This is a genomic window from Vibrio sp. RW (assembly GCF_027587105.1).
GTDB lineage: Bacteria > Pseudomonadota > Gammaproteobacteria > Enterobacterales > Vibrionaceae > Vibrio > Vibrio toranzoniae.
The window spans coordinates 147,991-170,775 of the sequence record NZ_JAPPTM010000006.1; the positions used below are offsets into that span (position 1 = coordinate 147,991).

Genomic DNA, 22,785 nt, shown 5'->3' on the forward strand with positions numbered 1-22,785 from the left:
GGTTCGTTATTTTTACTCTGAGAATTCTTGTAGCGCTTTCATCGCGGTTGCAGCTTTCTCTTTTTGCACAAAAATATGGTCGTGATAGTAGCCTGCAATAACGTTGGCGCTAATGCCATATGATCCAAGCTTAGTAGCAAAAGCAGCGGTTAATCCGACAGCTTCGAGGCTAGAGTGTACGGAGAGTGTGATGAGGCTAAATACACCATCGAAATCTAGTTGAAATTTGGTAGCTACGAATTCTTCAAGAACTAAAGTTAAGCCCTCTTGTTCTCGAAAAGTCGCTATCGGGTTAAGTTGAACGTAATCCGATTGCGCCCCTTTTACAGTGCAAAATACGTAGTTCCCTTCAATCAATTCTGGTGACATGGATGTCAACAGAATGTCTAAATCAGTAATGGCAGTCATGCTTTATTGTCCTATTTGAGTCAACATTGTTTCGATTATCATGCTTTGCTTTGCTTAGTTTGAACGGTGTGAACTACGATAGGAACTAATGTGTCATAAGTAAAATGAACAATACTTATTCCACATCAGTTTGATTAATGGAGTGCTGCGAGCACTTGACTCGTGAGGGAGAGAGCGTTTGTTCACCAACTCGTTGAATTTTCCATTTCGCTGGATAAGTGGTCAATAAAAGCTCTTAAGAGCGGAGTCACTTGTTTCCTTGTTCCATAAATGGCGTGAACTCCTAATGTTTTAGGGTTCCATTCTGGTAGTAGTTGAATCAATTGACCGTCACGCAATAAGGTTTCAACCATGGGGAAGGGTTGTAAACTAATGCCATTGCCTTTGAGCGTTGCAGACAATAAAACTTCGGGTGTATTAGCGCTGATGCTCCCTTTAATTGGCACGGATTCAGGGCCGTTAGGGCCATCGAATGTCCATGTCGTTCGACCAAAGTAACTGAACGATAAACAATTATGGTGAGCTAAATCTTGTGCGTCTAACGGTGTCCCTTTGTTTTGTAAGTACTGTGGTGACACGCAAATCACGGAGCGACATTCACCGAGCTGTCTGGCAACGATATTCGGTGTCAGTTCATTGGTGATTCGAAGGGCAAGGTCAATCCGTGATGCCACAAGGTTGACGGTTTCGTCTGTCGAGATGATATCAATAGAGACTTCAGGCCACTGATCGATAAAGCGACTAATAGCATCAATTAAAAAGCTATCAACAATGGAGTAACTTGCTGTAATGCGTAGTTGTCCTTTTAACTGCTGACGATTCTGATTTCTGATACCGCTTAAAGACTCTTCAAGTGCGAGCAGTTCTCTGGCTATTTCAAGAGTTTCTTTGCCCGCATTGGTTAGGCTCAGGCTGCGAGTGGTTCTGTGAAGCAAGCGTGTGTCCATCCAACCTTCCAGCTCTCCTAGATAACGTGTCACTTTGGTTCGAGAGAGCTCAAGATGCTCTGCGGCCGCGCTTAAGCTGCCACGCTCAACTATTGTGACGAAGACATTCATGGCCTCAAGTCTATCCATTGTATTTACCACCTAAAGAAAGCGAGTGAATCACAGTATATGTCCGAAAATCGCAACAGTGAAAGTTAATTTGATATCTATTTAATCTAAATTTAATCAAATAAGATGCGTTACATATTCAACGAGCCTATATAGTTTCAGCTCTTAACTACGGAATAAAGTAATGAACAAGTCATCAAACGTTTTTTCAACAACTGCACTATTTTTAGCAACAACGGCAGTATCGAGTTTTGCTTCTGCTGCTGATTTAAACATCACTCACTATAATCCGGGTGAAAATGCGATATTCCCAGCAAGCTCAGTACTTGTCTCTGGTGAAAAGGAAGTGGTTCTGTTCGATGCTCAATTTAGCGTCGCTGATGGACAGAAATTGGTGGAACAGATCGAAGCAACGGGTAAAGAATTGTCGATGATTTACATCAGCAGTGGTGACCCAGACTTTTACTTTGGTTTAGAGCCTCTGATGGATGCATTCCCAGGTGTTGATGTCGTTGCCAGTGAGGCGGTAGTTGCGCATATCAAACGAACTAAAGATGCGAAACTAGAATATTGGGGCCCAATCTTAGGTGAAAACTCACCCTCTAAAGTGATTGTTCCGACAGTATTAAACGACACAACGATTAGTATTGAAGGCGAAACCATCGAAGTGAAAGAAATAAACACGCATCAAGCTTACCTATGGGTGCCGTCGGAAAAAACGGTGTTTGGTGGGGTTTCGGTATATAGCGGAGTGCATGTATGGATGGCAGACACGCAGTCGAAAGAGATTCGTCATCAATGGTCACAATCTTTAGAACGAATGAAGGTACTTGAACCAGAGGTTGTGATTCCAGGTCATTACCTTGGTAAGATGCCATCAGGCGTTAACGGTGTTCAATTTACGATTGATTACGTGGCTGACATTGAAAAGGCTCTGGAAAGTAAAAACAACCCAACATCCGGTGATATCAGTCGTTATATGAAAAAGGCTTACCCGCAGTTTTCGACAACTGAAGGTGATCTTGAGCTTGGTGCTAAGGTTCTTAGCGGCGAGATGCAGTGGCATTAAAATAAATTTTATTGATACAGTAAGTAACATAAGTGCTCCTATTTAGGGGCATTTTTTGTTTCCTGAGCGTGCGGTTTTGTATTTGATCATGCAGTCAAAACTGGAGCGACGACGGTTGAGTTGATAGATGATAGTGCCAATCATGAAATAGTCGTTGCATAAGAATTGGTATGACGGGTAGCGTGTATGTGTTTGGGCTATATATGTGTCAATTTACGATATTAAGTTCTTTGTCAGTGAGTGTTCCTAACGGGTAAATCATGTATATTTGCGAGCCAAATATGCTTAATCGAGTACAAAGTCTTATTACTTATATGATTGAAACCTCACTGCTCATGAATGATGTATAATATACTCAATAAGGACCATATAAAAACAACCATATAATTAGTCAATGTCAGGGCTTAGAGTGCAAATAATTTCGTATGAACGCTATTCGTAAAGTTTATCAGTATGCAGAACCAAACCTTTCCCTCGTTGGTTGGATGGGTTTTGTCGGCTTCCCAATCTATTATATTGTTTGGGAGTTTCTGTTCCCCCAACCTTATGAAAACTTAACGTTGCGCTTGTTATGCTCTGTATTGTTCTTCGGGATCATTTATCGTAATCACATCCCGAGTGAGTGGAGAAAATACCTTCCAGTTTATTATCAAGTGGCAATCACACTCTGTCTACCGTGCTTCTTTTTCTTCATGTTGCTAATGAACAATTGGTCCAATGTTTGGGTTATGTCGTTCATGTCCGCTATATTTCTTCATATTTTACTAGTGCATGTAACGAGGGTTATGTTCGCGCAGACCTTTGCTGGAATCAGCATTGCTACAATAGGTGCATGGGCGGCGCAGGGCTTTTATCTTGAACTCACAATGAACTGGACGCACGTGCCTATCTTTTTGTTCATTTACTTGTTTGGTAATTTATTCTATTTCCGTAATCAGCTAGAGCATGAAGCGAAGGTGTCTTTGGCTAAGTCGTTTGGTGCAGGTATTGCACACGAGATGAGAAATCCTCTTAGTGGCCTATTGACCTCAATTGATGTCATGCAGTCTATATTGCCGAATCCAAAAGCTGGTCATCACCAAGGGCAATATGTTCTGAGCGATGAAGAAGTGAGACAGCTACGAGAAGTGAGTGATGAGGCGATGAATATCATTCATTCAGGCAACGAAACCATTGATCTGTTGCTGACCTCAATTGATGAAAACCGTGTATCTCGTTCTACCTTTAAAAAGCATTCGGCGAAAACGGTGGTCGGTGATGCGATAGATAGTTTTAATTATAAACGTGCGTCAGATAAGCAAGCAATATCTCTGGACATACAGGGGGAGTTCAGTTTCTTAGGCAGTGATACTTTATTGAAGTATGTGATGTACAATTTGTTAAAAAATGCGTTCCATCACCGTAGCCCAGAAGACTTCCATATTCATGTTTCTATACAAAGTGATGATATCGCTAATCAAATAGTGGTTTCCGATAACGGTTCTGGTATTTCAAGTGATGTTATTCGACGCATATTCCAAGACTTCTATACGACGGGTAAATCGGGAAGCTATGGCTTGGGATTGCCATTTTGCCAAAAGGTCATGAAGTCATTTGGTGGCGAAATAAAATGCCAGTCTGAAATCAATGAGTGGACACAGTTTACAATGACTTTCCCGCAGCTTACTTCGAACGCAGTAAAAGAGATCAAGAGTGAACTGACAAAATTAAAGAATGTGTTGATGGTGAGTGAACAAAACATACTCACTGCTAAAGTTAGGGAATTAGCTCGCACTAGGGGGTTTGAATTAACGGTTCTAGACGTTGCCTCAACACTCAACAGAAAAGAGTACCAATTTGAGTTCGATCTGATCTTTGTTGATATAGAGAGCTTAGATTTAAAAGCGAATTGCCTGGAGAGAATGGAATCTTTACTGTCATTCACGGAATCTCGAATCGTCTATTTGTATGAACATTCCCCGCTAAAACGTGTCCACAATGTATCTTTTGAACCTATTTGGGTTGAAACTCAAGTGTGGCTTTTGAATACCCAAACGACAGTTGATCGCCTGCTATTTGACTCCAGTTATGCGATAACTACCACGTCCGTGAAACCGTTAAACACGACTAACAAGCGTACAATTATGGTCGTCGATGACAATGAATCCTTACGTCGTTTTACCGCTATGCTGTTGGAAAAACAAGGCTTTGATGTTATTCAGAAAGAAAATGGTCAGCAGGCACTCGATGCTTTGGATACTGATCATATCGATTTAATTCTGATGGACATCGAGATGCCAATTATGGATGGTGTTGAAGCCTCTCGTCGTATCCGAAGTGCAAACAAAGCGTTCTCATCTGTACCTATTATTGCGCATACGGGGGATAGCTCTCCTGTCACTCTGGAGAAGATGGATCTTTCAGGCATGTCTGATTTTATTGTTAAGCCGGCGGACAAGAACCGATTATTCGATAAAATTGCACATTGGATTTAGTTTATCGTTACAAGGCTGTTTGCTGTTTTTCATACATAACAGGCGACAAGAAAGAGCTCAGTTAAATGCTGGGCTCTTTTATATTGCGACATGATAGAGTGCGTTTCGTTCAATCGTCTTTATTGATTACATGAACGGTATTATTAAATGAACTCTAATTCAGGGTGATTGAATGCTTCATCGCACACCCTGAGAACATGGTCTATATCTTGCGAAGTCATGTCAGCATTCACTGAGAATCGGATGATGTTCTTGTTTTTTCCCGTGGCAGGGCGACAAAATACAGCACCAAACACATTCCGTTCTTCGAGGAAGTCACGCACATGCTCCGTGTTTCTTTCGCTACCGCATTCTAAGGCCACGATTTGTGACTCGCTACGAATGTTAAAGCCTATTTGTTTTAGGCCTGTTGTGAGCGTTTTGACTCGTTTGAATAAGGTGTCTCGCTTATCATCAGAGTTTTTGATTACCTCTAACGTTTTTTCTAAGCGAATGACTTCTTGTGGCAGCACGGTAGAGCTGAAAATCGCGGGGTAAGCGACAAATGGAAGCGTCTCTGACAGCCGTTTAGGTCCAAGAATGGCACCGGCACGATAAGCGAAAGTCTTGGCTAAACTCACGGTAATGAAATCCACTTTGTTGGTCAGCCCTAAAGCTTGAACCAAACCCGCCCCATTTTTACCATGAGTACCTAACGAGTGCGACTCATCAACGACCAAAGCACAGTCAAACTCTTGCGCCATTTCGTAGATGTCGCGTAGTGGGGCAATAGTGCCAATGGTGCTATAAACAGAGTCGACCACAATCACGCCTGATCCATTACGTTGGATCTGTTTACGTAGGTGATTCATGTTGTTGTGCATAAACGGGTAAGCATGAGCTCCAGCAGCACGAATTCCTTCCCATAGGGACATGTGTGCAAAAAAATCGATATACACCGGAGTATTAGGTGGGCAGATAGTTTGCAACAGCCCAATATTCGCAGCCCAACCAGACTGGGACAGCAAACAGCTTTCCATCCCAACATAGTCTGCGAGTTCGGTTTCAAACGCTGGCTTAGATTGTTCATCTTGCAAAAATATGGCAGACATCACTAAATTATCATCGTGCTTTGAGATCGCATCCCTATGTGCTTTTTGGATGTTCACGTTATGCGATAGTGATAGGTAGTCATTACTCTGCATAACCACGGCGTTCGACTTGGGGCGTTTCCCTAATACCAAGTGCCTTTGGTTTTTGTTTGGGGTAATGAGGTCTTGAACATAAAAGTTCAAGCGTTCTTCGATAAAGGAAGGTAAGGGTTTATTTTCAAATTTATCACTCATAATAAGTTCTCTTCGAATACAGGAAAACGCCAGCGCTGACGGGTATATACTTAGAAAAAATAAATGAGCTGTCATTGGCCGAGTTGCATAATTTAGCGCCCCCTTGCAAACTCAGCATTTCAGGGTTTTAAGGTAAGTGTTTTTCCTTACAGTCCCGGGGAACTACGCTCGTTGTAATGAGCATAATAGTCAGTGTTTTTATGACAAAAAGCGATGAACAACTTGGTGACTTAATAGTCATAAGCAAAGGACATGAAATCATAAATTCAGTTTACACATTGACGGGTAATTCCGATTAAGTCGTCTAATTACTGCTTTACTTGCCCTTCGATCGAATAACCAATATTGATACGTAAGCAATGGTTGTAAAGTTCTAGATTGTTGAACGAATAAAATACTGAGATGATACTAATCTCATATTGAATGGTGATTGTTTACTGTGCTTTGTTGAGTTTGATATCAAATCAAGTGGCTGATTTAATTGGATATACGATAAAAGTCTCAGATATTAACATTTAGAAAACTAAAGTATTAAACTCTGTTATATTGTGTTTTGTTGGGTTTAAGTGCTATTTTGTTTGTCGGGAGTAGCGTGTTTTTAGCTATATGTGTGAGTTTCGAAGTGGGTTATCTTTCTGATTGGAAAGAATAAATCAATTGTTCAAATAAAAAAGTTGGCGAAAATCAGAAGCTTGGCATACACTTTCCTTGTAAATGACCTTATCTCTTTGATTGAATAGGGTAAATGCTTTGGCGCTACTGGTGATGGTAGCAATGTATAACACAGCTTTGAGGAAAGTTTTATGGCACTCACGAAGGCCGATTTGGCTGAGAACCTGTTTGAAACACTCGGATACAGCAAGCGGGATGCCAAGGAAACGGTTGAAGTGTTTTTCGAGGAAGTTCGTAAAGCACTTGAAAATGGCGAACAGGTAAAACTGTCTGGTTTTGGTAATTTTGATCTTCGCGAAAAAAACGAGCGACCAGGTCGTAACCCGAAAACTGGTGAAGACATTCCAATTTCTGCTCGACGTGTTGTTACTTTTAGACCGGGACAAAAACTAAAGGCCCGAGTCGAGAATATTAAAATCGAAAAGTAGCCAAGCAATAGACCACGCCAAGCGTGGTCTTTTTGTATCTAGAACAAAGAGAAAATAAAGGGCTGTGACTTCAGCCCTTATTAGTATCTATTAGATTACAGTTGTAGACGCGTTATGCCGCTTTGATGTGAGTTGTGATATACGGCTGCCATGCTTGTTGGTAAAGCTCCAGAGACTGGCGTCTCAAGTTATTGATTTGTGCTGCTTCGATGTCATTGATCGGGCGTTTTTCTGCAATCGCGTGACGCTCAATGCCTTGGATGATTTCATATAGTTCATGCTCAGGGCCGCTTTTCACATCAGCAATTGCTTTTAAGTGAAGCTGAACTTCAGCAATGATGTTGGTTTTAGGCAAACGAACTAACAGGTTAAGGTCACGGTAGCCAGAATCAGCAGGAGACTTAAACTTGTTTTTCAATTTCACTACGTCCGCTTCACGGCTTAGTGATTCGTACACTTCAACCAAACTCTCTACGTCGTTTGCAATGATCGTTGCACGAGCTAGGTCGGTAATTCTTGTTACATCGCCATCAAGCTCAAGGTCAATCTTTTCTTGGGCGCGAGATTGAGATTTAACGCCTGCGAATAGGGCTTCTGAATTAGTAAGTAGGGCAGTACTTTTACAGATCGTTTCTAGCTCAGCTTGTGCTTGGTGAGCTTTGCTGTAAAGAATGTCGAAGTCAGTGTAAGGCTGAGTCGGACGTGAGTCGAATGCTTTAATGCCGTACAGGCCACTTAGGCTATGGCGGAATACGTTAGATGAAACTTGGTTTTGCGCAGGTGTGCGCGATTGATCAGTTGAACTCGTTGAAACAGGTGCTGCTGCGAATGCAGGCGCTCGGCTCAATACTAGAAGCATTAGGGCCGTCGTACGGAGAAATACACTCATTCAAACTCCAAAATACAAGGTTACAAAAACGGATAGTCTAAAGGGGTAACCAGTAACGCATAAGAGTGAAAACAGCCTAACTAAACTCACTATGTATTAAATGGGGCTAGTTAAGGTAGAAACCAACTCTAACGTTTAATATTGCTTTAAAATGTGAACATATAGACAAATAATTCAAGCATTTGCCCCTTCTGTTTAAGAATGTTGAACTCAGTCAGTGTTTAATTTTTAACGAGTCTAACTGGTAATTTTAAACCAAGCGAAGGTTGCTCTTACTTCTCTATACTGTACCCTTGCAGTATGACTGTTTAACATGAACGAAAGATGAATAATCCTGAATTTTGGCACAATAAATGGGCAGCCAACCAAATTGGTTTCCACCTTGAAGATGTAAATCCACTTCTGATTGAATTTTGGGAAAAAACTAACCCTAATTACGAGAAGAGTGTGTTTGTTCCACTTTGTGGTAAAAGCGAAGATCTGATCTGGTTAGCGTCTAAGCATGAAGAGGTTCAAGGGGTTGAATTAAGCCAGATCGCGGTTCGCGCATTTTTCTCAGAGCATTTTTACACACCGACTGTGACTCAAATTAATGGCCAGCATGAGCTCTACCAGTTCGACGAACTGAATGTTTACACGGGTGATTACTTCACAGCGCCAATTCAGCCTGTCGACATTATTTATGACCGCGCTTCTTTAGTGGCTCTGCCTGCTGAGATGCGAGTGCAGTATGTAGAGCGTTTGAAACAACTACTGGAGCCAGGTGGTAAGATTCTTCTGGTGACTCTGGATTATGATCAAAACGAGATGGCAGGGCCTCCGTTTAGCGTGCCTAAGCTAGAAATCGATCAGTTGTTTGCAGGTTATAAGATCACATTGTTGAATCAGGACATCGCAGATGATGAACATCCTAAGATTGCGAAGAAAGGTTTGTCTCGCTTCTGTGAAGAAGTGTATTTGATTGAGTCAGATGCTTAATTTCAATGGGCTTTCAAGCGAAAAGAGCGCTCAAATAAAAAGATAACACCAACAAAAAGACAGGCTCGATAGCCCGTCTTTTTTATTGTTCAGAATTGAATAGCGGGTTAATAAATCACTTTTACTTTAGCAGCGCTTTTAATGGCATCTTCGATTGCTGCTTCTGTGCTGCTACGACGAGTTAACGCCACACCAAGACGACGACGACCATCAATGTCAGGCTTACCAAACAGACGAACTTGCGTTTGTGGTGCGTCTAGCGCTTCTGCAAGGCCTTCAAAGCGGATATTCGTTGAAGTGCCTTGCCCTAGGACAACCGCAGAGGCACAAGGACCATACTGAGTGATTGTTTTGATCGGTAAACCAGTAAAGGCACGAACGTGCAGTGCAAATTCTGATGAGTCTTGAGACATCAAAGTCACCAAGCCAGTATCGTGTGGGCGAGGGGAGACTTCATTGAAGATCACGTGATCGCCTTTAACGAACAGTTCAACACCAAATATACCGTGACCGCCTAGTGCGTTAACCACTTGTTCTGCCGTGTATTGCGCCGCTTTCAAGGCATTGTCTGACATCACTTGTGGTTGCCATGATTCACGGTAATCACCGTCTTCTTGGCGGTGACCGATAGGGGCACAGAAGTGAACACCATCAACAGCGCGAACGGTTAACAGAGTGATCTCATAATCAAAGTCGATGAAGCCTTCAACAATCACACGACCTGCGCCAGTACGACCACCTTCTTGTGCGTAGTCCCAAGATTTCTGGATGTCTTCTTCAGTTCTGATAATGCTTTGGCCTTTGCCTGAAGAACTCATTACAGGCTTAACAACGCAAGGCATACCCACGAATTCAACAGCAGCGGCGAAGTCTTCGAAGGTGTCTGCAAAGCGGTAAGGTGAAGTGCTCAGTTTTAGCTCTTCAGCTGCAAGACGACGGATACCTTCTCGGTTCATTGTCAGTTTCGTCGCATTAGCCGTTGGAACAACATTCAAGCCTTGTGCTTCTAGCTCTACCAATTTGCTGGTGGCAATAGCTTCTATTTCTGGAACCACATAATCTGGTTTTTCGAGTTCAATGACTGCTTGCAGTGCATCGCCATCTAACATGTCTAATACATGGCTACGATGTGCAATTTGCATTGCGGGTGCATCAGCGTAACGGTCACATGCAATAACTTCCAAACCTAAACGTTGGCACTCGATAGCAACTTCTTTGCCGAGTTCACCTGAACCTAATAGAAGTACACGAGTAGCATTTTCACGAGTAGCAGTACCAAACATAGAAATTCCTTCCGACCTTATGAACGATTGATTGAAAACGGGGTGATCATACTGATTTGCATGACAAAAGCAAACGTTTGCTTTGGTTGTTCCGTTCATTACAGGCATAAAAAAAGCAGCTCCGAAAAGTAGGGCTGCTTATTTAAAATAATGTTAACCAGATGTACTTAGATTGCTAAGTAAGTCACTGGAATATCGGGGTTAACTGCTTCTAACGTAGACTGAGTATCGGCTAGGTGACTGATGCTACCATCAGCAATCTCAACTAAGGCAGCGTTTGCAATTTGTTCGAAATCGAAGCCAGCCATCTTAAGTTGAACCAAGGCTACTTGTAGCGGCGGTAGACTTGGGTTGAATGCCGCGTTTTCTGCGTAAGCACCGGTGAAGATCTCACCCGTTGTCAGTTGTAGTGAAACACCACTTAGGTTCTTCGTGTAAGGTGCGTGGCTGCGGTTTAACGCTTCTAAGGCACGGACGACAAGCGGGGTCGTTTCATCCGACTGATATTCATGATTCAGTTTAGCCATTAATCCCGTTGTGATGCCTAGATCTGCTGGGCCGAATGAATCTGGCAGGTATTCTTGTAGTGACATTTCATCACGTTGTGGAAGCTGAACTTTGAGCTCTTTTGCTGTCGTCAGTTCGTTCATGAATTGGCGGCAGTGTCCACAAGGGCTGAAGTTGATTGTGATATCCGAGATACCTTCTTCACCTTTCATCCAAGCATGGCTGATCGCAGATTGCTCAGCGTGTACGGTTTGGCCAAGTTGAGCTCCGGCGATTTCAAGGTTTGCACCAAAATACAAAGTACCAGACAAACCACGCACGATTGCGCCAACATAGAAGTTTGAGAGCGGTACGTAAGCATAGGCTGCAGCAAAAGGAAGCAACGCAATACGCAGTTCGTCATCCGCTAATCCACTTGCTTGTAGTAGGCTGGCAAATTGTTCTGGAGAGAATGTTGCGTCAAAGTTGTCTGCTAATACGATGTCGCTTAAAAGTACTTGAATTGAAGAGGGAGCACTTTCCAGCGCCAGGGTAATACGACTGTTCATGTTGAATCCTTAATTGACCTTAGACTTTAATTTTATGCAATGTTCAGGATATTTCTGTGATTATTATCACTATTTGAATCCCATTGTTACATTGCCTTGCATAATTAGAGTGAGGTCACAAATGAAATCGATTGCAAGATTGAAAACAACACGTGATATCGCATTTATTGTCCAAAATAAGAAGCCCAAACAGACTCTGAAATAAACAGAGTACTGCTTGGGCTGATTTGGTCTTGAAAACACTTGTAAGCGATTAAAAGAGCTTGCAAGTGTTGTTTGGTGGAGGCTTATGCTCGTATCTTGTCATCTGGCTCGTTAAGAATAGAGCCAAACCACGACGGAAAACACGCTAGGGGCAATGATTGAAGTGATAACCCCGCAAAGTACCAATGCCAATGAACTGAATGCGGCATCTTCTTGGTTCTTTTCTGCACAAGTCGCGGTGCCCAACGCGTGAGAAACCGTACCCATGGTTAAACCTCTGGCAACTGGGCTCTTAATGCCAATCAGGTTGTAAATAGGGTAAGCAAAAATCGCCCCGAATAGGCCGACAATCAAGACCAAAATTGCCGCAATGGCTGCTTCACCACCTAAATGGCTCGATACTTCCATCGCGATAGGTGTGGTGACTGATTTACCCAATAAACTCGCAATCAAGCTTAAATCCGCTTTGAAAGCCACAGCAATTAATGCGGTTGTAGTCATCGACATCACACTGCCCAATGTGCAGGCAAAGGTAATAATACGCCAGTTAGCTCTGATTTGAGGTAACTGTTCATACAAAGGGTAAGCAAGTGCAACAACTGCAGGTTGAAGCATGTAAGTAATCCAAGTGTTGTCTGCGTAATAGGCTTCAAAGGGGACTTTGAAGAACATTAGAACTGGGATAATGATGCCAATGCTGATTAACAAAGGATTACACAGCGGAGAGTTCACTTTTTGGCTTACCCAACGAGCAAAAAGAAATACCACAATAGTCAGTAGAATCCACATGACTATTTACCTCTCGAAAGTAAGCGGTCTAAGAACCAAGATAACGAAACCAAGACGATGAGCGTTCCACCAACGGCACTGGCCATGATTGGCAGTGCATTGGCGATAAGCAATTCGAAGTGATCCATTAACCCAACACTGATTGGAACGAACAACAAGATCATCAAACGAATAATCAAGCTGGCACCGGGCTGTACCCAGTGTGGAGGGACAATACCAATCACCATGGCGGAAAACAGAATCAACATGCCAAAAATACTACCGGGAATTGAGGTTTCCAAAAATTGCTGTAATGCGTTTCCTGCTGTGAGAGCACCTATGATTAAGGTGAAGGAGATTAAGCAGTAAACCAGTTGGATCAATCTTTCTTTCAAAGTGTCATGCCCCTTGATAATGGAATTAGCTAGCTAACTTTTCAACGTACTGATAAACCGCCTTTAAGATCACCATTTTCTTCTCGTCACTTTCATGTTCGTGCGCGAGATTTTCTAGATTCAGCATGTACTCTTCTAAGCGGCTCTCATAAAACTCACGACAATGGTTCGCCCATTTCAATTGTTCAGATTCGTCGAGCGTCCATGGAAAGTGGCGAGCGCGATAACGGAACAACAAAGGCTTAATTCGTTCGTCACTAAAAGTAATATCTAAAGCCGCCAAGTTGTTTGGGTCTGTTTCACGAATGATGTTCATCGCTGTTTTATCGGCTGGTGAGAAGAAACCATCGTAAAGGTGAGTGTCGACATCGTCACTCTTCTCGTACTCTCTTTCGTGTGAGTACAAACCAATCAATTTTTCACGGATTTCTGGATGTTCGCGTAACAGTGCCAAGTTTTTCAAACATTGCTGACGGTCGATACCAATAGTTTCCGCGTTTTCTGCGGTCAGCGTTTTTGCTGGCGCAAGAATAGGGCACTTGTTTAAATGAACCAATTTGATTGGTACTGGTAACTCGTCTTCGGCAAGTTCAGTGCGCTTAGTATAGAGCCTGTCACGTAAAGCTTCTGAATCTAGGTCAAATAAAGGTGTTGGATCTTTTGCTAAATCCACCACGATAACGGCATTTTGGTTGGTTGGGTGCCAAGCCATAGGCACAATCCAGCTGGTGTAATTACAATCACGGCCGAACATGCCTGATACGTGCATTAGAGGTGTCATGTTTACGATGTCGACTAACTCGTTCAATTTACGTTTGTGGCGCATGTTGTAGAGGTAATCAAACATCTTAGGTTGTGCGGCTTTCAGCTTTTTCGCTAATTCGATAGTCGCGATAACATCGGCCATCGCATCGTGCGCGTTTTCGTGTTCAATGCCATTTGCCACAGAGAGGTGTTCCAGTTTGAAACTTGGGAAGCCTTCGTCATTCTCTGGCCAAACAATACCTTCAGGGCGAAGTGCATGTACGGCGCGCATTACGTCGAGTAGATCCCAGCGTGAGTTACCGTTTTGCCAACTCCATGCATACGGATCAATGAAGTTACGGTAACAGGTGTATCTCGTTACTTCGTCATCGAATCGGATGCTGTTGTAGCCAAGGCTTGTGGTGTTTGGCTTAGCAAGTTCGGCATGAATCTTAGCGATAAACTCAGGTTCAGGTAGGCCTTGAGTCATTGCTTTTTGTGGCGTGATACCAGTGATCAATGCGGCCTCAGGTGCAGGCAAATAATCAGCAGGAGGCTGGCAATAGATAACCAAAGGCTCTCCGATAACATTGAAATCTTGGTCGGTACGAACACCCGCAAACTGACTTGGACGGTCTTTTGCCGGGCTCACGCCCCATGTTTCGTAATCGAAAAAGAAGTAGGTTGGCTGATTATCTGAACTCATTGAATTTCCTGAACAGCAAGCGGGGGCCGTTTACTGTGGCTAAAGGTTAGTTTTGCTCAGTATCTGACAGGATGTGGTACGCGTGCAACCCAGATCACAAATAAATTGCCGGAAAACGGTGCTTTACTCTTCAATCGAGTCGCGTGGGTATGCTTTTGAGTTCCGTTGAGACCGTTTCTTAGTCAACACAATCTGTCTATTGTTCGTTTAATCCGACGGAGGGGATAGTATCAATTTGACTTTCTGTTTCATGGTTAACTCTCGGTTCCTCAAATCTTTGAATATGGCTTTCCATTCTTGAAAGGTCACCGTTATGGGGTTGAAACTCTCTATCGGTTTGGTGACGCCGTAACGAACCGTTTCAACTTCCGGCTCAAACGTACCAAATAATTTGTCCCAGATAATAAGCACGCCAGCATAGTTCTTATCGATGTATTGCGGGTTTCTGCCGTGATGAACCCGGTGATGTGATGGCGTGTTGAAGAGATGTTCCATCGGGCCTAAGCTTCGTATCCACTGGGTATGCACAAAGAACTGCAGTCCAAGGTTAAGCAGCACCACAAACACCACCCATTTAGGATCAAAACCTATGATGACTAGTGGCACCCAAAATAACCACATTCCCGCGATTGGGTACATGAAACTCTGACGAAATGCGGTACTGAAATTCATGCGTTCTGAACTGTGGTGCGCTACGTGTGCAGCCCACATCCAGCGAACTCGATGGCTTGCTCTGTGAAACCAGTAGTAAAAAAAGTCTTGTAGAACCATCAATACAACGAAACTCAACACTCCCATTTCAATATCCATTAAGCGCCAACCAAATAGCCAAAGATAGAGCTGAACGATCAGCAACCCGGTTAACAAATCGGATAGCTGATGCATGCCTGCTAACGTGAAGTTACACATGACTTCCGATAGCTTGTAACTCGAATTGTCTGGTAATTGACCTTGCTTCTGACCAATAAAATATTCGGCCAGCATACAGATTCCGAATAGAGGGGCTAATACTAGCAGTAGCCATTCCGGGTGATTGGTCAATGCGTCGAAATTCATTTCTGGGTCCTATTCGTATACTCGTGTTTGAGAATCAGAGCTGGAGTGTTGCTTCTACCAGCGAGCAAAATGATCTTCCGTTAGGCCGATTACACTGTCGATCTCATGGGTTATACCGTCGCTGTCTTTAATTGAGCCAGAAAAGTGACCGATAAACTGGCGGAAGTTACTTTTGAGCAGCCATAAGTTGAGCTTTTCGCTGCGGTTATTAAGGGGCGTAAAGGTCAGGTTAATGCGTCCATCTTGTGATGTTATCTGCCAAGGTAAATCCGCATATTGGCGATTGAACGTAAACTGTACTGAGTTAAGCAGATGTCTGGTTCCATTCACCCACAATACGTTTTCGCATCCTCCAGTTTCATTGACACCTGCCGCGAGGTTGAGGCCAATGTCGGCATTATTGGATTGTGTGTTGATGCTCGCCCACCGCCAACTGGTTTCGCGCCTCATGTATCCCGCAGAGAAATCATAACCAGCACGAGCTTGCTCTAGGGAAAGAGGTTGTTGGTTAATCTCAAGGCTGCCCATTACTTTTAATGCGTTATGCTTTTGGGTGTAGGTCCAACCCGAGTAACCCGTTGGGCTACACATCGCTATGGGTAAGCTATTCGTCTCAGGTTCTAAAGTGATATCGGCCTTGATGTGCTTGGTACTCAAGCGAACTTTCCATTGTCCTTCTGCAATATCAAAGGTGATGCGTTGGTTTGCAATGGACGTTGTACCGTCAAATGGCGAAGTAGCCACCTGTTTATCAAACCCTAACGGCCTTAACCAAGAGCACTCTTCTAGGTGGTTATTTTCGATGTCGTACAGATAACAAAATGCCGAGCCCAAGTAGCGAATATCTGCAATAGCAACACCGATGATGTGTGTCTCGGTAACAATGCTTACAAATTGAAATTGCTTGTAATGGAAGTGCTTCTGCCAAGGGGTTGCTTTTGCATCCATTGTATTTCGGTAGTCAAAGTTATCGATATTCAGTTGTTTAGGGATACCATCAAAATGTCCAATTGTCGGCTGACCATTAAAATCAATCAAACTGTGTGGGGCTGGATTCGTTTTTATCATTGCGATGGTTCACATAAATTTAACAATTAACAGCATTGTGCGACGGGTAACGTAAAATTTGGAGGTCATATTCGGACAAAAATTGCGGTGAATCACGACTTTGCAACGACACATTAGTGATGCGCACGTTCTGATAAGGAGGGACAATTGGAAATTATCGTTGAATACATGCCAACGGAGCATCGCCACCAATTAGGCACATTGGATGTTGCGTTGTTGCTGAATACACTAGCGCAAAGAGGCGCCGACATTGACACGCTGCTTGCTAGTGCTGGGTTAGAAAGCCTAGATTGGCAAAACCCAAATGGGAAGCTGACTTACGCGGATAAACTGTCTATCTTCAGTGTGGCTAGCCAAAGCTTTCCACATGATGGTTTGGGGCTATGGTTGGGAGAACATGCCAGCTTGAGCCATTTTGGTGTGTTGGGCTATGCATTATCGACCTGCCACAACGTAGGCGAAGCTATTAAGTCTGGCTTTAAATACCTGCGATTAAATGGGCCTATATTCTCGGTTAAGCTGATTGTTGATACTGAACACGCGGTAATTCAAATTGAAAACACCTTGGAGGTAGGAGAGCTACTTCCATTCTGTAACGAGTATTTCCTTAGTTCGATTGTTTCATTGTTCAAGGAGTTAACGGGGGACCAATTAGCCATTCAAACATTGTCTTTCCCTTATGCTGAACCAAGTTATGCCAAGCTCTATGATGAATGCTTTCAGTGTCCGGTGACGTTCGGGCATACCACCTGTGAGCTGCACTTTGACGCCTCGGTTTTATTACAAACATTAGCCACGCGTGATACCACAACGCTCAAACGCTACCTCGCTTCTTGTCAGTCGATAGTAGAAACTCTCGATTCAAAGCATCTGCTGACGAGTCAGATCAAAACGATCTTCTATCAAACCGCAGGCAACTTCCCAAACATTGAACAACTCGCGGATGAGTTTGGCTGTAGTTCCCGTACTTTAAGGCGAGAGTTGACAAATCATGGTTCGAGCTATCAAGGCTTACTTACCGAAGTTCGAGTTGAGTTAGCCAAAGAACTACTGCTCGGTACAACCATGAGCATCGACGATATCGGTGAAAGGCTCGGTTATAGTGATCCTGCAAACTTCAGAAGGGCGTTTAAAGGCTGGCTGCACAAAACGCCCACGCAGTTTCGTGACGGTTTAAGTTAAAGCGTTACTTACTAAAAAACTGCTCCCGGAAATTGGTGACTTGCTGTTGATAGTAACTGTCCCATTCTTGTTGAGTCCAAGTTGCATAATTTGATGAGCGTTGAGAGTCTAAGGTCGCTTTGAGCTGATCAAGCTGCTCGTGATAAGCCCTCACAGCCTGGTGTTGTTGCGCCATTTGCTGTTCGCGCACGGCAATATTATCGGCTTGTGCCTCATCTAAATATGTCTCTTGAAGTTTTGACTTGATAGTTGCTAACTCGCTAGAGCTGTAGCTGTTTGGTAGCAAGGAGACAGCAAGTTCGTATTTTTGAGACCGAGTCTCTACGTTTAATGTTTCTGTTTCATTCTCCCATTCAGCGATTAGCTTTTGGTAGTGCAACACAAAATCAGTCGCTTCAACTTCCTTTAGTGTGCTTGCACTGAGCGTAAAGTCCAAATGCGTAAATTGATCAGCAAATATCTGCTGGGCTAGCTCTCCCCAAATCTGTTCTGCAGACTGCTTAAACAGCTCAACACGATCTTCCAGAGAGTCGATGGATTCGAGTGGAATCGCGCTTTCTGCTACTTGCCAGTCGGCAGAAAGTTGCGGGTAGTCACTCAATAACTTCAGCCATTTTTCTGGTAAGTCAGATTTCAACTGGGCGAGTTGTTCAGTGCAGTTATCAACTTGTTGGCAAAGTTTCCAAAATTCATCGAGTTGATTCACCAGTGCCTTACCTTTAAGTTCAGTTAAGTTCTCTGCATACGCTTTTTCGTGTGATTTTTTCGCTTGGATTTGTTTACCTCGCGAGACCGAATTGTTTGAACGGCCTGCTGTATTGGATATGGGACGATTGCCATCAGTCGCTTTAGAAACGTGCTGTTTTTCTTCTGTGTGTTGGACAGAAGGTTGCGGTGTTTCAATCGATTTTGATGACCATGAATAGCCAACAATGCTCGTCACAACGACGAGCATTAGGATTAATATAACTCGATGCATTATCTGTTCACCGCGTTACTTGATGACAGCACTAACAGGGAAGTGATCTGAAAGGTTGTAGTGCTTCCATAATTCACTGCTGGTCGAGCGAGGAATATCAACGCGGTTATTGTTGTGAGCTTTTTGCGCGTACTCTGAACTCACCACCACGTAATCCAAGTATTCAACGTTTTCCCCGCCAGACATAGGCTCGCCAGCAAAGTTATTGATGCGAGGATCAAAGGTTGAAGCGGTATAACCTGAATATTCTGGCTCAACGGCTTGCAGGTTAGCGAACATCTGTTGGTAGTCGCCAGGGAACTTAAGCTTGTTCACGTTGAAATCACCGCTGTAAATCACCGTTTCTGATGTTGGTATCTCCAGTGATTGTGCAAGCTCTCGCATCTGTCTAAACTGGCGCTGTCGGTAATCACGAGCTGTGTCCGTATCGAACGAAGCAGTATGAGTGCCAAACACATGGTAGGCCTGACCGTTCTTAATGACCTCAGCGTAATTCACGCCTTTATCCGCGAAACAATCCGTTCCCGTGCAATCCGGGAAAACGTATTGTGCTTCATTAACAATTGGATAGCGGCTAACGATGATCACGCCACCGTCATAGATGTTGATACCATCTTTGTCGAGCATTTTGGTTTGATAAGGATACTCTTTCGCGAGTTCACGCAAAAACTCGCCTCGTCCGTTGGCAAAGACTTCTTGAAGCGCCAACACGTCGTAGCCTTTAACGTATTGGGGGATGAGATCATAACGGTCTCCAATATGGGAAGCGATAGCGGGCAGGGCCCAAATATTGTAGGTCATGACTTTCAGCGTGTTGGCGTCTGGCTCTGGCTGTTCGTCCACTTTCTGTGGGGTGATGGTGTAGTAAATATCATCGTAGCGGGCGGTTGAATCGGCTTTAAGCGCGAGTTCAGTATTCACATCAAAAGCGTTAGTCGAGCTACGATGAATATTGCGATCATCATGCAGTGTTAAATTCACGTCTGCCGCGCTCAAACCGTGTTGCAGGGTGGAGTTGTACCAGTGCCCCTTCATGGTTTGATTGAACGTGACGCTTTCGCCAATGGAATTTGAAACCACAGTGTCAAACTCATACGTTTCCCCAGATTTTACGCCAGTCCAACGATTGAAACTGATCAATTTTTTGGTCTCCCAAGGCCCTATTTGTTCGACATGCTGCTGCCACTCGTTACCGAGTTCAAGTAAGTCTGTACCACTGTGACGAGCTTGAATGGTCATGATTTGATTGGTGTTGTTGGTGAGGTATACGTCTGTATCTGCCATTGCGGACGTCGAGGCGATTGATGTTGATGCCATTAGTGCAGCTAACCAAGTCCATTGAGTTTTCATGTGTTACGTTATCCTTACTGATTGATGTTTAGAATAACGTAGTCAAAACTTATGACATTGGAGTGATAACTCTAGGCGTTTGTTCAAATATGAGAGATATGCCAAACTTCTGTTTGTTAAGTTTATTGGTTGAAACTGAGTATGGTAATCAGATGTAGATATGTGTCTATGGTTCGTTGTTTACCATGTGCTATTCGTATGATCAATGAGCGGCGGTCTTGATCTAGACGGTGTATGTATGATGAGGTTTGGACTGCGATATAGAAGTGTGTGAGTGATAGGCGTATATTTTGCGATTGTTCAGTAAACAGAAACCATAAAAACAGGTATGATAGTGCCGTTTTTAATCCTTAACTGGGAAAGTCATGGCAAAGTTAACACTCCAAGAACAGATGCTTAAAGCTGGCTTGGTAAATGAGAAAAAATTAAAGAAGGCGAAGAAAGGCTCTAAAAAATCTCGCGTTCAAGCTCGTGAAGCAAAAGCGGCAGCAGAAGAAACGAAACTGGCGCAGCAAACGAAAGACAAAGAGTTAAACCAACAGTTGAAAGAACAGCAACTGAGCAAAGAGATTAAAGCTCAGGTAAAGCAACTGATTGAGATGAACAAGATCGAACAAAAAGATGGTGATATCAAATACAACTTCACTGACGGTACTTTGGTCAAATACTTATACGTAGAAGAGCTGACTCAAAAGCAACTAAGTAAAGGTATCCTGAGTATTGCTCGTCAAGGCGAAAGTTATGTTGTGATTCCCACATCGGTAGCGAACAAGATTGCGATGCGTGATGAAGAATCTATTGTTGATACTCAAGCAGCAAGCTCTGATGAAGTGGACGAAGATGACCCGTATAAAGACTTCGTTATCCCTGATGATCTAATGTGGTAGTTCTTTTACATAGCTTTCGTCAAGAGCCGCTATAGTAAAGAAGAAAGTACAGTAAAATGCAGCGAACAACCTTAGGTTGTCGCTGCATTTTTTGTTGGTATTAATCAACTAGAAGAAACCTTTGTTGTTCGTTACCAGTTGAGCACTGTTCGCAAATTTGTTTTAAGGGTAATTCGTTTCAAGGGTAAGTCTAATATTGTCGTTGATGAGCTGTTTAGTGAACTAGGTAGGAAATTATGCTTATAGGGGTAAACAAAAAACCGATGTACGAACATCGGTCTTTTTATTTATTCTGTTTCAGAGTGGAGAATCAGACAGTCATTTATTAAGCGTTCGCTTGTTCTAAATCCTGTTTTTTGTCTTTCTTACCCAATAGACGGCTTGTAATGGTACCTGCCGTCATCGCACCTGAAACGTTAAGTGCCGTACGTGCCATATCGATAAGTGGTTCGATAGAGATAAGCAATGCTGCGATAGTTACCGGAAGGCCCATCGCTGGCAGTACGATAAGTGCCGCGAAAGTAGCACCGCCACCCACACCGGCAATACCGAATGAGCTTACTGTGATAATCGCAACCAGAGACAGAATGAAGTTGATATCCATAGGGTTGATGCCGACTGTTGGCGCAACCATGACTGCTAGCATTGCAGGGTAGATACCCGCACAACCATTCTGACCAATCGTTGCACCAAAAGACGCAGATAGGTTTGCAATCGCTGGTGGTACGTTTAGCTTAGTAATTTGAGCTTCTACGTTCAGTGGGATCGATGCAGCAGAGCTACGCGATGTGAAAGCAAAAGTCAGTACAGGCCAAATTTTTTGGAAGTACTCTTTCGGGTTGACACCAACAAAAGAAACTAACACGCCGTGAACCACGAACATCAATAGGATCGCTACGTAAGACGCTACGATGAAACCTAGTAAGCTTAGAATGTCAGACGCGCTAGACGTTGCAACAACCTTCGCCATTAACGCTGCGATGCCGTAAGGCGTTAGCGCCATGATCATCTTAACTAAACGCATAACGATAGACTGAGCAGCTTCAACAAATGTACGGATTGGTGATTCTAGCTCTTCCTTTTCTACCATCACTTTACGTGCTGCAATACCGGTTAGCACACCAAAGATAACTACCGCGATAATAGAAGTAGATCGAGCGCCCGTTAAGTCTGCAAATGGATTTGTTGGAATGAAACTAACCAGCATTTGTGGAATCGTCAGATCAGCTACACTGCCAATGCGACTTTCTAGTGTTGCAATACGTGCAGTTTCACGAGCACCTTCAGTCAAGCCTTCCGCTGAAAGCCCAAATGCTTGAGTCACTGCGATACCAACGATTGCAGAAATCGCAGTTGTTGCTAACAATACTGAAATTGTGATGCTAGAAATTTTACCGAGTGAACCGCCTTTTTCAAGCTTCACAACAGCGGCAATCATTGATACCAACACTAACGGCATGATCACCATTTTTAGTAGGCCAACGTAGCCACGACCAACAATATTTACCCAGTCTAACGTCTCTTTGATGATAGGGTTACCTTCACCAAATAATAGCTGTAGGCCTAAGCCGAATACACTACCAAAAACTAAGCCGAGTAAAACAAGTCGAGAAAGAGTGTTTTCTTTTTTCTGCTGTCCATATAGAAAGAAGAGAATACCAATGAATATCGCTAGGGCAGCGATAGCTGGGAATGACATTTAATTTCCTTATGAATAACTTCAAATTAATAGAGCGCTAAGGTATTAGCGCGAATACTGCAGGGTAAGATAACGTTCTGTAACAAAACGTAAAATAAGGAAAAGTAATTT

General features: G+C 43.3%; 20 protein-coding genes. 6 read left to right on the forward strand and 14 right to left on the reverse strand.

Annotated elements, in window-relative coordinates:
- Positions 1-12: 12 nt before the first annotated feature.
- On the reverse strand, positions 13-408 hold the full coding sequence (locus OCT63_RS07580; protein WP_269983488.1) for an ACT domain-containing protein: 396 nt from the start codon (positions 406-408) through the stop codon (positions 13-15).
- A gap of 182 nt (positions 409-590) precedes the next feature.
- A complete protein-coding gene (locus tag OCT63_RS07585) occupies positions 591-1,484 on the reverse strand; it encodes a LysR family transcriptional regulator (RefSeq protein WP_060467839.1) in 894 nt (297 codons plus the stop codon).
- Between the two features lie 163 nt (positions 1,485-1,647).
- Here OCT63_RS07585 and OCT63_RS07590 point away from each other — a divergent pair, with 163 nt between their 5' ends.
- Both OCT63_RS07590 and OCT63_RS07595 read left to right on the forward strand, forming a co-directional pair.
- On the forward strand, positions 1,648-2,532 hold the full coding sequence (locus OCT63_RS07590) for a Vmh family MBL fold metallo-hydrolase (RefSeq protein ID WP_060467838.1): 885 nt from the start codon (positions 1,648-1,650) through the stop codon (positions 2,530-2,532).
- 425 nt (positions 2,533-2,957) lie between these two features.
- Positions 2,958-5,006, forward strand: coding sequence for a hybrid sensor histidine kinase/response regulator (locus tag OCT63_RS07595; RefSeq protein WP_269983489.1), 2,049 nt, complete (start codon positions 2,958-2,960; stop codon positions 5,004-5,006).
- A 143-nt stretch (positions 5,007-5,149) separates the two neighbouring features.
- Here the strand turns inward: OCT63_RS07595 and cqsA are convergent, their stop codons facing one another.
- A complete protein-coding gene (gene cqsA, locus OCT63_RS07600) occupies positions 5,150-6,331 on the reverse strand; it encodes an alpha-hydroxyketone-type quorum-sensing autoinducer synthase (protein ID WP_269983490.1) in 1,182 nt (393 codons plus the stop codon).
- Positions 6,332-7,134: 803 nt separating this feature from the next.
- Between cqsA and ihfA the strand changes: the two genes are divergently transcribed.
- Positions 7,135-7,431, forward strand: coding sequence for an integration host factor subunit alpha (gene ihfA, locus OCT63_RS07605; RefSeq protein WP_004734853.1), 297 nt, complete (start codon positions 7,135-7,137; stop codon positions 7,429-7,431).
- A gap of 112 nt (positions 7,432-7,543) precedes the next feature.
- On the opposite strand, the gene OCT63_RS07610 is transcribed toward ihfA, so the two are convergent.
- Entirely contained in the window at positions 7,544-8,320 is a 777-nt protein-coding gene (locus tag OCT63_RS07610) for a RelA/SpoT domain-containing protein (protein WP_161679275.1), read from the reverse strand.
- A gap of 324 nt (positions 8,321-8,644) precedes the next feature.
- Between OCT63_RS07610 and OCT63_RS07615 the strand changes: the two genes are divergently transcribed.
- A complete protein-coding gene (locus tag OCT63_RS07615; protein ID WP_269983491.1) occupies positions 8,645-9,298 on the forward strand; it encodes a thiopurine S-methyltransferase in 654 nt (217 codons plus the stop codon).
- Between the two features lie 107 nt (positions 9,299-9,405).
- Here the strand turns inward: OCT63_RS07615 and purT are convergent, their stop codons facing one another.
- The 7 genes from purT to OCT63_RS07650 form a co-directional block, all read right to left on the reverse strand.
- Complete coding sequence (gene purT / locus OCT63_RS07620) at positions 9,406-10,581, reverse strand: formate-dependent phosphoribosylglycinamide formyltransferase (protein WP_269983492.1); 1,176 nt, start codon at positions 10,579-10,581, stop codon at positions 9,406-9,408.
- A 167-nt stretch (positions 10,582-10,748) separates the two neighbouring features.
- Entirely contained in the window at positions 10,749-11,636 is an 888-nt protein-coding gene (cdd, locus tag OCT63_RS07625) for a cytidine deaminase (protein ID WP_269983493.1), read from the reverse strand.
- 315 nt (positions 11,637-11,951) lie between these two features.
- On the reverse strand, positions 11,952-12,629 hold the full coding sequence (locus OCT63_RS07630; protein ID WP_046224077.1) for an LrgB family protein: 678 nt from the start codon (positions 12,627-12,629) through the stop codon (positions 11,952-11,954).
- 2 nt (positions 12,630-12,631) lie between these two features.
- On the reverse strand, positions 12,632-13,003 hold the full coding sequence (locus OCT63_RS07635) for a CidA/LrgA family protein (RefSeq protein ID WP_017057447.1): 372 nt from the start codon (positions 13,001-13,003) through the stop codon (positions 12,632-12,634).
- Positions 13,004-13,028: 25 nt separating this feature from the next.
- Positions 13,029-14,453: an exodeoxyribonuclease I gene (gene sbcB / locus OCT63_RS07640; protein ID WP_269983494.1), complete on the reverse strand. Its 1,425-nt coding sequence runs from the start codon at positions 14,451-14,453 to the stop codon at positions 13,029-13,031.
- A gap of 207 nt (positions 14,454-14,660) precedes the next feature.
- Positions 14,661-15,509, reverse strand: a complete 849-nt coding sequence (locus OCT63_RS07645; protein ID WP_269983495.1) for a sterol desaturase family protein — start codon at positions 15,507-15,509, stop codon at positions 14,661-14,663.
- Between the two features lie 54 nt (positions 15,510-15,563).
- Positions 15,564-16,577: a DUF2804 domain-containing protein gene (locus OCT63_RS07650; protein ID WP_269983496.1), complete on the reverse strand. Its 1,014-nt coding sequence runs from the start codon at positions 16,575-16,577 to the stop codon at positions 15,564-15,566.
- A gap of 147 nt (positions 16,578-16,724) precedes the next feature.
- Between OCT63_RS07650 and OCT63_RS07655 the strand changes: the two genes are divergently transcribed.
- A complete protein-coding gene (locus tag OCT63_RS07655) occupies positions 16,725-17,759 on the forward strand; it encodes an AraC family transcriptional regulator (RefSeq protein WP_269983497.1) in 1,035 nt (344 codons plus the stop codon).
- A gap of 4 nt (positions 17,760-17,763) precedes the next feature.
- Here the strand turns inward: OCT63_RS07655 and OCT63_RS07660 are convergent, their stop codons facing one another.
- Positions 17,764-18,714: a chromosome partitioning protein ParA gene (locus OCT63_RS07660; protein ID WP_269983524.1), complete on the reverse strand. Its 951-nt coding sequence runs from the start codon at positions 18,712-18,714 to the stop codon at positions 17,764-17,766.
- A gap of 39 nt (positions 18,715-18,753) precedes the next feature.
- Positions 18,754-20,088, reverse strand: coding sequence for a sphingomyelin phosphodiesterase (locus OCT63_RS07665; RefSeq protein ID WP_269983498.1), 1,335 nt, complete (start codon positions 20,086-20,088; stop codon positions 18,754-18,756).
- 365 nt (positions 20,089-20,453) lie between these two features.
- Here OCT63_RS07665 and OCT63_RS07670 point away from each other — a divergent pair, with 365 nt between their 5' ends.
- Positions 20,454-20,975, forward strand: coding sequence for a DUF2058 domain-containing protein (locus OCT63_RS07670; protein WP_060467826.1), 522 nt, complete (start codon positions 20,454-20,456; stop codon positions 20,973-20,975).
- Positions 20,976-21,300: 325 nt separating this feature from the next.
- On the opposite strand, the gene OCT63_RS07675 is transcribed toward OCT63_RS07670, so the two are convergent.
- Positions 21,301-22,674: an L-cystine transporter gene (locus OCT63_RS07675; RefSeq protein ID WP_269983499.1), complete on the reverse strand. Its 1,374-nt coding sequence runs from the start codon at positions 22,672-22,674 to the stop codon at positions 21,301-21,303.
- Positions 22,675-22,785 lie beyond the last annotated feature (111 nt).

Coding starts and splice junctions, on each gene's coding strand:
- OCT63_RS07660 (WP_269983524.1), bottom strand. CDS start 18,714: ATGCTCGTCGTTGTGACGAGCATTGTTGGCTATTCATGGTCATCAAAA.
- ihfA (WP_004734853.1), top strand. CDS start 7,135: ATGGCACTCACGAAGGCCGATTTGGCTGAGAACCTGTTTGAAACACTC.
- purT (WP_269983492.1), bottom strand. CDS start 10,581: ATGTTTGGTACTGCTACTCGTGAAAATGCTACTCGTGTACTTCTATTA.
- OCT63_RS07580 (WP_269983488.1), bottom strand. CDS start 408: ATGACTGCCATTACTGATTTAGACATTCTGTTGACATCCATGTCACCA.
- OCT63_RS07585 (WP_060467839.1), bottom strand. CDS start 1,484: ATGGATAGACTTGAGGCCATGAATGTCTTCGTCACAATAGTTGAGCGT.
- OCT63_RS07590 (WP_060467838.1), top strand. CDS start 1,648: ATGAACAAGTCATCAAACGTTTTTTCAACAACTGCACTATTTTTAGCA.
- sbcB (WP_269983494.1), bottom strand. CDS start 14,453: ATGAGTTCAGATAATCAGCCAACCTACTTCTTTTTCGATTACGAAACA.
- OCT63_RS07650 (WP_269983496.1), bottom strand. CDS start 16,577: ATGATAAAAACGAATCCAGCCCCACACAGTTTGATTGATTTTAATGGT.
- OCT63_RS07630 (WP_046224077.1), bottom strand. CDS start 12,629: ATGTGGATTCTACTGACTATTGTGGTATTTCTTTTTGCTCGTTGGGTA.
- cqsA (WP_269983490.1), bottom strand. CDS start 6,331: ATGAGTGATAAATTTGAAAATAAACCCTTACCTTCCTTTATCGAAGAA.
- cdd (WP_269983493.1), bottom strand. CDS start 11,636: ATGAACAGTCGTATTACCCTGGCGCTGGAAAGTGCTCCCTCTTCAATT.
- OCT63_RS07645 (WP_269983495.1), bottom strand. CDS start 15,509: ATGAATTTCGACGCATTGACCAATCACCCGGAATGGCTACTGCTAGTA.
- OCT63_RS07670 (WP_060467826.1), top strand. CDS start 20,454: ATGGCAAAGTTAACACTCCAAGAACAGATGCTTAAAGCTGGCTTGGTA.
- OCT63_RS07665 (WP_269983498.1), bottom strand. CDS start 20,088: ATGAAAACTCAATGGACTTGGTTAGCTGCACTAATGGCATCAACATCA.
- OCT63_RS07615 (WP_269983491.1), top strand. CDS start 8,645: ATGAATAATCCTGAATTTTGGCACAATAAATGGGCAGCCAACCAAATT.
- OCT63_RS07610 (WP_161679275.1), bottom strand. CDS start 8,320: ATGAGTGTATTTCTCCGTACGACGGCCCTAATGCTTCTAGTATTGAGC.
- OCT63_RS07595 (WP_269983489.1), top strand. CDS start 2,958: ATGAACGCTATTCGTAAAGTTTATCAGTATGCAGAACCAAACCTTTCC.
- OCT63_RS07675 (WP_269983499.1), bottom strand. CDS start 22,674: ATGTCATTCCCAGCTATCGCTGCCCTAGCGATATTCATTGGTATTCTC.